Here is a 13,585-nt window from a genome sequence, read left to right on the forward strand (position 1 = left end):
TGCGGGAGGCGCGCCGCAACAATGGCAACTTTTGTCACACACGCATCAAGAACACCGAACGACTCAGGAGCCCTTTTCTGTCTCAGCAGTTGTCAGGAGTTCCTCGGCGTGCGCCTTGCCCGTATCGGACTCCCCGAGTCCGGCGAGCATCCGGGCGAGTTCGGCGATCCGCTCGTCGCGCTCGAGCGCACGCACGGTACTCGTCTGCACCGCACCCTTACTCGTGCTCTTGCCGATGACGAGGTGATTATCGGCGAACGCAGCGACCTGCGGGAGATGGGTCACGACGATGACCTGATGGGCACGCGCCAGCCGGGCCAGACGACGCCCGATCTCCACCGCGGCGCGCCCGCCCACTCCGGCGTCGACCTCGTCGAACACCATCACCGAGCCTGAAGTCGGTTCGGCGAGAACGACTTCGAGAGCGAGCATCACTCGTGACAGCTCACCACCGGACGCCGAGGTCGCGATGGGCAGCGGGCGGGCGCCCTTGTGCGGAACCAGGGCGAATTCGACGCGGTCGGCGCCGTCGGCGCCGGCGTGTGCGCGCTGCCCGTCGACCTCGATGGCCAGCCGGTCGTCGGCATCGGCGGATTCGAGTCCGACCTCGACCGACAGCGTCGAGTCCCCCATCGCCAAACCGGCGAGTTCCTTGGACACCTTGCCGGCCATCGTTGTGGCCGCCTTCGCACGAATGCGATGCAGGGTGGCCGCGGCGTCGGCGACGATCTCGGCCGCCGCGGTGGCGCGCCGCTCGAGTTCTTCGACGCTGCCCTGGGGGTCCTCGATCTGCTCGAGTCGCGTCTGTGCCTGCGTGCGCCAGTCGATCACGCCGTCGATGTCGGGGGCGTACTTGCGTACCAGCGATTTCAATTCGCCCTGGCGCGAGAGTAATTGGTCGAGGGAATCGGCGTCGGTCGGTAGCGCCGACAGATATGCGGTGAGTTCGTCGCCGATGTCGGTGACGACCGTCAGTGTTTCGCCGACGCGGCCGGCGAGACGTTTGAGCTCATCGTCGGCGGCCGCCTCGAGCATCGACCGCACCTGACCGAGTCCCTCGATCACCGACCCCGACTCGCCGGCGACGATCTCGTGCGATCCCGACGCGGCGGTCCGGATCGACTCGAGATCGGTGAGTCGTCGGATGGTATCGGCGAGGGAGTCGTCTTCTCCGGGTTGTGGATCGATCGCTGCGATCTCGTCGATCCCGAAGCGCAGTCGGTCGGCCTCCTGGGCGAGGCCGCGGGAATTGGCGCGGAGTTCGTCGAGCTCGTCGAGTATCGCCAGCCACTCGGCGCGCGCACGGCGATAGGCGGCGAGCGCCTTGGTTGCCTTCGCTCCGGCGAAGGTATCCAGTGCGGCGCGCTGACGGTCGGGACGCAGCAGTCGTAGCTGGTCGTTCTGACCGTGCACGGTCAACACCGAGCTGACGAGCTTGCCCAACGTACCCACCGGAACCGAACGTCCACCGAGATGCGCGCGGGATCGGCCGTCGGCGTTGACGGTGCGGACCGCGATGACGGTGCCGTCGTCGTCGAGGTCGGCGCCGCTGGACTCGAGGAGGTCGGCGACCTCCCCGTCGGGTCCCTGGTCGGGATCGGCGACGCGAAAGCGCCCCTCGACCGTTGCCTTGGCGGCCCCGGACCGAACCCGCCCGGCGTCGGCGCGGCCGCCAGCCAGCAGACGCAGACTTGTCACGATCATCGTCTTGCCCGCGCCGGTCTCACCGGTCAGCGCGGTGAAACCGGGAGGAAACTGTGCCGACGCCCCGTCGATGACGCCGAGGCCGGCGATGGACAGTTCTTCCAGCACTCCTAGGCCTGCCTCCCCCGCCAGCCCGTGACCGGCAGATCGAATTTCCGGACGAGGCGATCGGCGAACGGGTCGGAGTCGATCCGCACCCACTGCACCGATCGGTCGCTGCGCACCACCTCGACCCGCGCGCCTGCGGGCACGTCGAGGCGTCGGCGGCCGTCGCAGAGGGCGAACCCGGAGCGGCCGAGTTTGTCGACCTCCACCGCGATCCGTGACCGTGGACTGGTCACCATGGGTCGGGCGAACAAGGCGTGGGCGTTGCTGGGCACCACCAGGATCGCCTCGAGATCCGGCCACATCACCGGTCCGCCCGCGGAGAACGCGTAGGCGGTGGACCCCGTCGGCGTCGATACCAGGACGCCGTCGGCACCGAAAGCCGACACCGGACGCCCATCGACCTCGGTGATGAGTTCGAGCACACCGGTGCTGGTGCGATTGAGGATCGCGACCTCGTTCAGTGCCCAGCTGGTCTGGGGGATGCCCTCGGTGTCCGCCGGGTCGATGACGGTGACGTCGAGTGTCATCCGCGGTTCCACCCGATAATCACCGGACACGAGCTGGGCCATCACCTCGTCGACGCGGTTGGCCTCGCCCTCGGCGAGAAAACCGATGTGGCCCAGATTGATTCCGAGAACCGGCACGCCCGCGGGATACGCCAGCTCGGCGGCCCGCAGAAAGGTGCCGTCGCCGCCGAGCACGATGACGATCTCGCATCCCTCCGCCGAATCGGGGGCGCCTGAGGTCACCGCCACCTGCGCACCGAGTTCTCGCAGGTGCGCCGGATCGAGGGGGTTGCGTTCCGGGGGGCGCGGGATGGGTCCGGTATCGGCCACCGACTGCGGGTAAGCGCGTGCCTCGCTGGCGGGGTCGGGATCGACGTGGGTGTCGTGGTCGATGACCCGCAGCGCCACCCCGCCCTCGGCGCAGTGCCGGGCGATCGCGGCGATGGTGTGGGTCACGGTCTCACGGCCGGTGTGCGCGACGACGAGGAACTCGCGATGGGCGGAACCGGTTCGTTCGAACCCGCGGGCCGGATCGGATGCACCGCCTGTGCTATCCGAATCCGCGACCGATGCGTTGCCCACCTGGTCTCCTTTCGTCTCGCACGATGACATTCAGCGCGGACCGTCGGCGACGGCCTGCCTGATCATCCGGATGATGTCCGGACCCACGTCCGGTTGCGACGCATTCCCATCGAGGGCATCCCGTGCCGGGCTCTCGCCTGTCGCCTCGCCCTCGACCGGCGATACGCCCCGGCTACCGACCCTATCGCCCGACGCCGACACCGTGCCCGACGGCCGCTGCAACCAGAGGAAATACTCGACGTTGCCCGACGGTCCCGGGAGCGGGCTGGCCGTCACCGCGCGGGTGACCAGGCCGAGCCGCGCGGCCTCGGTGACCACCTTGACGACGGCCTCCACCCGCAGGTCGGGGTCGCGCACCACGCCACCGGAACCGACGCGATCCTTACCCACCTCGAACTGCGGCTTGACCATCGGCACGATGTCGGCCCCGGGACGCGCACATGCGACGAAGGCGGGTAGGACCAACGCGAGTGAGATGAATGACAGGTCGGCGACGACGAGGTCGACGGCACCCCCGATCTGTTCAGCGGTCAGATGCCGGACATTGGTGCGGTCATGGATGTCGACGCGGTCGTCGTTCTGCAGACGCCAGATCAACTGCCCGTAGCCGACGTCCACGGCAACGACCTCGCGGGCGTCGCGGCGCAGGAGCACGTCGGTGAATCCGCCGGTGGATGCACCGGCATCGAGGCATCGCCTGCCGGCGACCGTCAGTCCCTGCGGCTCGAATGCCTCGAGTGCACCGATCAGTTTGTGTGCCCCCCGCGATGCCCAATCGTCGCGGTCCTCCTCGACCACGACGATCGGGGTGTCCCGACCGACATTGGTGGCCGGCTTGGCGGCGATGGTGCCGTTGACCTTCACCGCGCCACGCTCCACGAGTTCGCGCGCCTGCTCGCGTGAGCGTGCGAGTCCGCGGCGTACCAGCTCGGCGTCGAGGCGCGCTCGCGCGGCCACTCAGTGACACCTCGTCCGTGCGCGCCCGGTCACCGACGGTCCACGTCCGACAACGCCGAGGTCAGCACCTCGTGCGCTTGTTCAAGCAGCTGCGTCTGGCGGGCCAGTGCCACCAAATCGATTGCCTCACCGGATTGTTCGCGAATATCGTCCACCTGACCGAGGAGTTCACGCACCCGCACCGGGACAGACTCGGCCAACTCGGGGTCGACGGCATCGACGGTCTCGGCGTGCACCTGTCCGGGCCGTGCACCGGGCATCATCTGCGGCGTCGGCCCCGTCGCCGGTGCCGGCCGCGCGGAGGCATCGTCGGGCAAGGTCATTGCTCTCGTCCCTTCACTCGGCGCCGAGACCCAGATCCTCCAACGCACTTCGGGTCGTCGGGTCATCGGCGGTGATGGTCATTTCCGTCAGGTCGATCTCGTCGGCGTCGGCGAGCGCCCAGACGCGGGCAGCCAATGACGGCAGCAGGCGCAGCCTCGCGGGCGGCTCGGATACCGGCGACACCGTCAACGTGTTGCCGGCCTGCTCGATCCGCCAGTCGTCATTGTCGGCGATACGCAGCGAGTCGGCAGGGTCGAGAACACCGGACAGGTCGGCGCAGACGAACGTCGGCCGCTGCTGTGGCGGTGCGGCCAGAAGGTCTGTGGCCGTGCTGACGCCACTGAGTACCAGGAGACTGTCGAGGCCCACCGAATGCGCGCCTTGGATGTCGGTGTCGAGTCGATCCCCCACCACCAGCGGCGTATCTGCGCCACTGCGGTTGATGGCGTCGGCCATGAGCGGCGCGGCCGGTTTTCCGGCGACGAGCGGCTCCTGGCCGGTGGCATTGGCGACCGCCGCCACCAGGGACCCGTTGCCGACGAGTAAGCCTCGCTCGGACGGCAGCGTCGCATCGACGTTGGTGGCCACCCACAGTGCGCCCGCCCGGATCGCCAGAGCGGCCTCCGACAAGCTCTCCCACGACGTCTCCGGAGAAAAGCCCTGGATGACGGCGAGTGGACAATCGTCCGCGCTACGGGTCACCGCGATCCCGACCTCACGGACTTCCTGGGCGAGACCATCGGTACCGAGCACGAGGGCGCGCGATCCGGGCTCGAGGTGCTCGGAGAGCAACCGGGCCGCCGATTGCGCACTGGTGACGACTTGCTCTGGCGTCGCCGTGAAGCCCATCGACCGAAGGTGCTCGGCAACCGCGTCCGGGCGCCTACTCGCGTTGTTGGTGACGAAGATCTTGGGCACCTCGATGCGCGCCAGCGTCTCCGGCGCACCGGCTATCGGGCTCTTCCCGGCAAAGACAGTGCCGTCCAGGTCGAGAAGCAACGCGTCGTACGCATCGACGACGCACGTGGGCGCAGGCTCCGAGGGCACCGGCTCGATCTCCACGGCCGGTGCCGCGGCAACCTCGGGAACCTGCTCGCTCTCCGGCTCCGCAACGCTCGCTTGCCGAGCGGACCCTTTCACAGAATCGGCGCTCGGCTGCGGTTCTGGCTCGAGTTGCGGTTCCGGTTCGGGCTGCGCTTCCGGCTCGGGTTCAGGTTGCGGTTCCGGCTCGGATTGCGGATCGGGCTCCACGATGTTCGCCTCGGTGTCTGCCAGGCCGTCGTGGACTGGACCGACCTCCGCCTCGGGACTACCTACCGAGATCTCCATCAACCGGAACTCGGCATCGGTCGCGTCTTCGGTATCGGCAGCCGAGGCGTTCATGAACCAGGTCGTCGCCTCGTCGAGGCGGCCGGCGGCCTCCAGGGCCGACGCGTACGCATAGAACAGTCGAGCAGCCGCGGTGCCGGTGCGGCTCGGACTCATGTCTTCCAGTTGGAGGGTCACCAGTGCCTTCTCGGGCTCCCCCAGATCCAGGCGAGCGCCGGCTTCGACGATGCGCATCTCTGTGGCTTCTTCATCGCGGAGAGCACGACCCTCCTCACTGCGGGCGATCTCGATCGCGCGCTCCGGGCGTCCCAATCCACGCTCGGCGTCGGCAATCAGCGGTAGCAGCGCCGAACCACCCGTGATCCGACGAGCGGCCCGCAGCTCCGAGATGGCTTCCTGCCATTGCCCGGCGTTATACGCGGCAACGCCGGCGGTCTCTCGGACGACCCCCACGCGCGCTGCGCGACGCCGAGCAGCGCGAGCATGTTCCAGAGCCAAATCGGCATCTTCATACAGCAGTTCCGCCACCATCACCAGATGTCGCGCTACTCGCTCTGCTGTCCCTTTCTCCAGAGACAGCAGATCACGTCGGGTATCGGGGTCGAGGTCGGAGGCGACGACATCGTCGGGAAGAGGAGGGTCGGTGGGACCGTCATTGCGTTGCCGACCCTCTCGGGGCGGGCGGCCCGACTGATCGGATCGGTCCGGACGCTGGCGGCCGCGGTTGCGGTCACGGTCATTCATGGTTGCCAATCTATTCCCTCTTCACGGCCTGGGCCGAGCCGACCCCGGTCTCACCAAGGACCGATCTGAGGTGGGTTGAATGGGTGATGCCCCGCAACACGGTGTGTTGCGGGGCATACCTCAAAATTTGTGTTCGGCGGTGTCCTACTCTCCCACACTGATTAGGGTGCAGTACCATTGGCGCTGGTGGGCTTAGCTTCCGGGTTCGGAATGGGACCGGGCGTTTCCCCACCGCTATAGCCGCCGAAACTCTGTGAAACTCGCACCAGACGAGTCTATTTTTATCTCTTCTGGTGTTGTTTCAGAAGTACATAGTGGATGCGACACATCTTCTACTCTATGCGAGTACGAAAGAATATAAGGATGTTGTTGTAAGTCCTCGGCCGATTAGTACCAGTCACCTACACCCATTACTGGGCTTCCAGTTCTGGCCTATCAACCCCATGGTCTGTGGGGGGCCTTAACCACTCAAAGGTGGTGAGAAACCTCATCTTGGAACAGGCTTCCCGCTTAGATGCTTTCAGCGGTTATCCCTTCCGAACGTAGCCAACCAGCAATGCTCCTGGCGGAACAACTGGCACACCAGAGGTTCGTCCGTCCCGGTCCTCTCGTACTAGGGACAGGTTTCCTCAAGTTTCTAACGCGCGCGGCGGATAGAGACCGAACTGTCTCACGACGTTCTAAACCCAGCTCGCGTGCCGCTTTAATGGGCGAACAGCCCAACCCTTGGGACCTACTCCAGCCCCAGGATGCGACGAGCCGACATCGAGGTGCCAAACCATCCCGTCGATATGGACTCTTGGGGAAGATCAGCCTGTTATCCCCGGGGTACCTTTTATCCGTTGAGCGACACCACTTCCACACGTTGGTGCCGGATCACTAGTCCCGACTTTCGTCCCTGCTCGACATGTACGTCTCACAGTCAAGCTCCCTTGTGCACTTACACTCACCACCTGATTGCCAACCAGGCTGAGGGAACCTTTGGGCGCCTCCGTTACCTTTTAGGAGGCAACCGCCCCAGTTAAACTACCCACCAGGCACTGTCCCTGAACCCGATCAGGGTCCGAGGTTAGAAGTCCAATACGATCAGAGTGGTATTTCAACAACGACTCCACAACCACTGGCGTGGCCACTTCACAGTCTCCCACCTATCCTACACAAACCGAACCGAACACCAATACCAAGCTATAGTGAAGGTCCCGGGGTCTTTTCGTCCTGCCGCGCGTAACGAGCATCTTTACTCGTACTGCAATTTCGCCGAGTCTGTGGTTGAGACAGCAGAGAAGTCGTTACGCCATTCGTGCAGGTCGGAACTTACCCGACAAGGAATTTCGCTACCTTAGGATGGTTATAGTTACCACCGCCGTTTACTGGGGCTTAAATTCTCAGCTTCACACCCCGAAGGGCATTAACCGGTCCTCTTAACCTTCCAGCACCGGGCAGGCGTCAGTCCGTATACATCGTCTTACGACTTCGCACGGACCTGTGTTTTTAGTAAACAGTCGCTTCTCTCTGGTCTCTGCGACCCACACCAGCTCAAACAGTAAATGTCGTCACCAGGATGGGTCCCCCTTCTCCCGAAGTTACGGGGGCATTTTGCCGAGTTCCTTAACCACAGTTCTCTCGATCGCCTTAGTATTCTCTACCTGACCACCTGTGTTGGTTTGGGGTACGGGCCGTGTACCAACTCACTAGAGGCTTTTCTCGGCAGCATAGGATCATGGAATTCACCACAACGGTTACGCATCACCTCTCAGACTATATGGGGCACGGATTTACCAATGCCCCGTCCTACAGGCTTACACCAGGACAACCATCGCCTGGCCCCACTACCTTCCTGCGTCACCCCATCGCTTGCCTACTACCACCCAAGGTCCCATGCAGCCCCCTCACGTACTCCGAAGAGTATCGATCAGGATTTGGATGGTTAGTACAGATGATTCAGCATGGACGCGGATACACGGGTACGGGAATATCAACCCGTTGTCCATCGACTACGCCTGTCGGCCTCGCCTTAGGTCCCGACTCACCCTGGGCGGATTAGCCTAGCCCAGGAACCCTTGGTCATCCGGCGGCAGAGTTTCTCACTCTGCTTTCGCTACTCATGCCTGCATTCTCACTCCCACACCCTCCACACCTAGATCACTCCGGCGCTTCCACGGATGCAGGACGCTCCCCTACCCACCCACACACCTAGACACACCCCCGCAAGGGCAAGCCAGACTAACGTGTGAGTGCCGCGGCTTCGGCGGTGTACTTGAGCCCCGCTACATTGTCGGCGCAGGATCACTTGACCAGTGAGCTATTACGCACTCTTTCAAGGGTGGCTGCTTCTAAGCCAACCTCCTGGTTGTCTTCGCGACCCCACATCCTTTTCCACTTAGTACACGCTTAGGGGCCTTAGCCGGCGATCTGGGCTGTTTCCCTCTCGACTACGAACCTTATCGCCCGCAGTCTCACTGCAGTGCTCTCACTTACCGGCATTCGGAGTTTGGCTGACGTCAGTAACCTAGTAGGGCCCATCGGCCATCCAGTAGCTCTACCTCCGGCAAGAAACACACCACGCTGCACCTAAATGCATTTCGGGGAGAACCAGCTATCACGGAGTTTGATTGGCCTTTCACCCCTACCCACAACTCATCCCCTCCATTTTCAACTGAAGTGGGTTCGGGCCTCCACGCGGTCTTACCCGCGCTTCACCCTGGCCATGGGTAGATCACTCCGCTTCGGGTCTAGACCCGGCGACTACCGTCGCAAGACAAATGTCTCCGACATTGCGCCCTATTCAGACTCGCTTTCGCTACGGCTACCCCACACGGGTTAACCTCGCCACCGAGCACTAACTCGCAGGCTCATTCTTCAAAAGGCACGCCATCACCCACGATTCACCAAAGAATCCACAGGCTTTGACGGATTGTAAGCGTCCGGTTTCAGGTACTCTTTCACTCCCCTCCCGGGGTACTTTTCACCTTTCCCTCACGGTACTAGTCCGCTATCGGTCACCAGGAAGTATTCAGGCTTACCGGGTGGTCCCGGCAGATTCACAGCAGATTCCACGAGCCCGCTGCTACTTGGGGACACCATCACGCAAGACCACACGCTTTCAGCTACCGGACTCTCACCGCCTACGGCAGACCATTCCAGGCCACTTCACCTAGCATGCAGCTTTCTCACTCACGCCCCGACAGGTAGATCGAGGAAGACAGACCCCACAACACCACACACACAACCCCTACCCGGTATCACATGCGCATGGTTTAGCCATCCTCCGCTTTCGCTCGCCACTACTCACGGAATCACAATTGTTTTCTCTTCCTATGGGTACTGAGATGTTTCACTTCCCCACGTTCCCCCCACACAGCCTATACATTCAGCTGGTGGTAACACGACATCACTCGTGCTGGGTTTCCCCATTCGGACACCCTCGGATCACAGCTCGTTTGACAACTCCCCGAGGACTATCGCGGCCTACCACGTCCTTCATCGGCCCCTGGTGCCAAGGCATCCACCGAACGCCCTCAAACACTTACAACAACACCTAAACCCACAGACGCCCCCAAAACAACAGAGCCGCCCACCAGTTTAGCCATTTGCCTTACAAACATTTTCTTTCAACTCGAACAAAACACACAAACCAAAAACATTGATTCGATATGCATTGCAAAAATAAAGATGCTCGCATCCACTATGCACTTCTCAAACAACACACACCCACAACATCACCGCATCTCCGCGCCCCACCACAGGACACCTCACCAACACGACAACCATTGCAAGCACCAAGACAACACACGAGTGTGTTCCCTCAGAACCCCGACAGTGTATTAGCAGCACCGCACCAGTCACCCAGCACGATCACCCGCAACCAACCGCACACACGATCAGCCACATGGCGTGTTTGATGTTTCACCCTATGAACACACACCCACCCAACGGACAGACGCCGCCGGCCTGGGAATGTTGCATGCTCCTTAGAAAGGAGGTGATCCAGCCGCACCTTCCGGTACGGCTACCTTGTTACGACTTCGTCCCAATCGCCGATCCCACCTTCGACAGCTCCCTCCCACAAGGGGTTAGGCCACCGGCTTCGGGTGTTACCGACTTTCATGACGTGACGGGCGGTGTGTACAAGGCCCGGGAACGTATTCACCGCAGCGTTGCTGATCTGCGATTACTAGCGACTCCGACTTCACGGGGTCGAGTTGCAGACCCCGATCCGAACTGAGACCGGCTTTAAGGGATTCGCTCCACCTCACGGTATCGCAGCCCTCTGTACCGGCCATTGTAGCATGTGTGAAGCCCTGGACATAAGGGGCATGATGACTTGACGTCATCCCCACCTTCCTCCGAGTTGACCCCGGCAGTCTCCTGCAAGTCCCCGGCATAACCCGCTGGCAATACAGGACAAGGGTTGCGCTCGTTGCGGGACTTAACCCAACATCTCACGACACGAGCTGACGACAGCCATGCACCACCTGTACACCAACCACAAGGGAACCAACATCTCTGCTGGCGTCTGGTGTATGTCAAACCCAGGTAAGGTTCTTCGCGTTGCATCGAATTAATCCACATGCTCCGCCGCTTGTGCGGGCCCCCGTCAATTCCTTTGAGTTTTAGCCTTGCGGCCGTACTCCCCAGGCGGGGTACTTAATGCGTTAGCTACGGCACGGATCCCGTGAAATGGAACCCACACCTAGTACCCACCGTTTACGGCGTGGACTACCAGGGTATCTAATCCTGTTCGCTACCCACGCTTTCGCTCCTCAGCGTCAGTTACTACCCAGAGACCCGCCTTCGCCACCGGTGTTCCTCCTGATATCTGCGCATTTCACCGCTACACCAGGAATTCCAGTCTCCCCTGTAGTACTCAAGTCTGCCCGTATCGCCTGCACGCCTGCAGTTAAGCTGCAGAATTTCACAGACGACGCGACAAACCGCCTACGAGCTCTTTACGCCCAGTAATTCCGGACAACGCTCGCACCCTACGTATTACCGCGGCTGCTGGCACGTAGTTGGCCGGTGCTTCTTCTGCAGGTACCGTCACCCGAAAGCTTCGTCCCTGCTGAAAGAGGTTTACAACCCGAAGGCCGTCATCCCTCACGCGGCGTCGCTGCATCAGGCTTGCGCCCATTGTGCAATATTCCCCACTGCTGCCTCCCGTAGGAGTCTGGGCCGTGTCTCAGTCCCAGTGTGGCCGATCACCCTCTCAGGTCGGCTACCCGTCGTCGCCTTGGTAGGCCATTACCCCACCAACAAGCTGATAGGCCGCGGGCCCATCCCCAACCGCAAAAGCTTTCCACCACAGAACATGCATCCCATGGTCATATCCGGTATTAGACCCAGTTTCCCAGGCTTATCCCAAAGTCAGGGGCAGATCACCCACGTGTTACTCACCCGTTCGCCACTCGAGCACCCTGCAAGCAGGGCCTTTCCGTTCGACTTGCATGTGTTAAGCACGCCGCCAGCGTTCGTCCTGAGCCAGGATCAAACTCTCCATGAAAAAACATCGAAACCAAACAGTTTCAACACAAACCAGGAAAGCAAAACCTGACAAAAACAATCCAAAAAACTGGCAAAAAAATCCACACCACACCCCACAACAGAGGCGCGATGCACAAACTCTAATGCCACAAAACAAATGGCATCAAACAATCCACCAACACACTATCGAGTTCTCAAAGAACACACACCCACCAACACCACCCCACACAAGGGCGAACTCCAGCGAGTTGTCGTTCAGGATTCGCCACCCAATCACGGGCAACTCGTCCAGTGTGCCAGATCGCGGCGGTTAGGCCAAATGGTGTCTGGCCTTGCTGCGTTCCGACGTACCGCGGATCGGCTGCCTCCACTCCGAGGAGGTGAGGACATCCTGCAACCCCCGATTCCTGTCGGCCCCGGGGGATTTGCTCTCTGCGGTGCAACAAGAAAGTTACATGCGTTGGAACATCGCGTCAAATCCCCAGGTCAAGGGGCGATGCGCGCGCCTGCGAACGACTTCTTGCCACGCCGGACGACCAGCCACCGGCCGTGCAAGAGATCCGAGTCGGCCGGTCGCCACTCCTCGTCGGTGATCTTCGCATTGTTCACATACGCCCCGCCCTCGGTGACCGCGCGTCGTGCAGCTTTGTTGCTGTCGCACAGCTTGGTGTCCACCAACAGCTCGACGATGGTCGGCCGCGTCCCGGAGTAGTCGGCCACCGTCGTCTCACCGAGGGCTGCAGCCAGCGTCTGTTCGTCGAGATCGTCGAGATCGCCGCGACCGAACAGGGCCTGACTCGCCAACTGAACGGCAGCGGTGTGTTCGGAGCCGTGGATCAGCGTCGTCATCTCCGCTGCCAGTCGCTTCTGCGCGAGTCTGAGGTGCGGGGTCTCCTCGGTGGCGCGCTCGAGTTCGGCGATTTCCTCACGATCGAGGAAGGTGAACCATCTCAGGTAGCGCACGACGTCGGCGTCGGCGGTGTTGACGAAGTACTGGTACCACGCATACGGGCTGGTCAGCTCCGGATCGAGCCAGAGGCTACCGCCGCCGGTGGACTTGCCGAACTTCTTCCCGTCGGAGGAGGTCACCAGCGGCACGGTCAGCGCGTGGACCGCATCGCCGTCGACTCGTCGAACCAGATCGACACCGCCGATGATGTTGCCCCACTGATCTGACCCGCCGATCTGCAGCGAGCAGCCATGTCGTCGATGCAGCTGGAGGTAGTCGTTGGACTGCAGCAGGATGTAGCTGAACTCGGCGTAACTGATCCCGTCGGTCTCGAGACGTCGTTTGACGGTCTCGCGCGCCAGCATCACGTTCACCGAGAAGTGCTTGCCCAGATCCCGGAGGAAGTCGACGACCGACATCGGCCCGGTCCAGTCGAGGTTGTTCACGAGAACAGCGCTGTTCGGTGCGTCGTCGATGGTGACGAACCGCCTCAGTTGCCCGCCGATCCGATCCGCCCATCCCTCGACAACATCGGCGGCATTCATGGAACGCTCCCCCACCTCGCGTGGGTCACCGATGAGTCCGGTGGCGCCACCCGCGAGTACGAGGGGTCGGTGGCCGGCGAGTTGGAAGCGTCGCAACGTCAGCAGCGGCACGAGGTGGCCGGCGTGCAGACTTGCCGCGGTCGGATCGAACCCGGCGTAGAGGGTGATGGGACCGGCGTCCAAAGCGGTACGAAGATCATCGAGATCGGTCGATTGCGCGATCAGACCACGCCATTCGAGCTCTTCGAGGATATCGCTGGTGGTCACTGCGTTCTCCGAGGTCTGCGCACTCACCCGACGATCTTCCCACCCCGCCCCCGGATTCCGTCCGAGGGCCCGGCGGCAGGACGGCCGCG

The 13,585-nt window shown here is 62.4% G+C and carries 6 protein-coding genes and 3 rRNA genes; all 9 read right to left on the reverse strand.

Going from position 1 to position 13,585, the window contains the following annotated elements:
- Positions 1-63 precede the first annotated feature (63 nt).
- Entirely contained in the window at positions 64-1,812 is a 1,749-nt protein-coding gene (gene recN / locus J6U32_RS17605) for a DNA repair protein RecN (protein WP_208791461.1), read from the reverse strand.
- A 2-nt stretch (positions 1,813-1,814) separates the two neighbouring features.
- Positions 1,815-2,900 (reverse strand): NAD kinase, encoded by a 1,086-nt coding sequence (locus tag J6U32_RS17610; protein ID WP_208791462.1) that lies wholly within the window; start codon positions 2,898-2,900, stop codon positions 1,815-1,817.
- Positions 2,901-2,930: 30 nt separating this feature from the next.
- On the reverse strand, positions 2,931-3,857 hold the full coding sequence (locus J6U32_RS17615) for a TlyA family RNA methyltransferase (protein WP_208791463.1): 927 nt from the start codon (positions 3,855-3,857) through the stop codon (positions 2,931-2,933).
- A gap of 29 nt (positions 3,858-3,886) precedes the next feature.
- Positions 3,887-4,180 (reverse strand): hypothetical protein, encoded by a 294-nt coding sequence (locus J6U32_RS17620; protein WP_208791464.1) that lies wholly within the window; start codon positions 4,178-4,180, stop codon positions 3,887-3,889.
- Between the two features lie 13 nt (positions 4,181-4,193).
- Positions 4,194-6,254: an HAD-IIA family hydrolase gene (locus J6U32_RS17625; protein ID WP_208791465.1), complete on the reverse strand. Its 2,061-nt coding sequence runs from the start codon at positions 6,252-6,254 to the stop codon at positions 4,194-4,196.
- A 131-nt stretch (positions 6,255-6,385) separates the two neighbouring features.
- Positions 6,386-6,502: ribosomal RNA gene (gene rrf, locus J6U32_RS17630) — 5S ribosomal RNA — on the reverse strand.
- A 119-nt stretch (positions 6,503-6,621) separates the two neighbouring features.
- Positions 6,622-9,786: ribosomal RNA gene (locus tag J6U32_RS17635) — 23S ribosomal RNA — on the reverse strand.
- 443 nt (positions 9,787-10,229) lie between these two features.
- Positions 10,230-11,754 (reverse strand): 16S ribosomal RNA (locus tag J6U32_RS17640).
- Together the 16S, 23S and 5S rRNA genes form the textbook arrangement of a ribosomal RNA operon.
- Before the next feature lie 467 nt (positions 11,755-12,221).
- A complete protein-coding gene (gene tyrS, locus J6U32_RS17645; protein ID WP_208791466.1) occupies positions 12,222-13,523 on the reverse strand; it encodes a tyrosine--tRNA ligase in 1,302 nt (433 codons plus the stop codon).
- Positions 13,524-13,585: the final 62 nt, after the last annotated feature.

The organism is Gordonia polyisoprenivorans, assembly GCF_017654315.1.
Taxonomy (GTDB): Bacteria; Actinomycetota; Actinomycetes; order Mycobacteriales; family Mycobacteriaceae; genus Gordonia; species Gordonia polyisoprenivorans_A.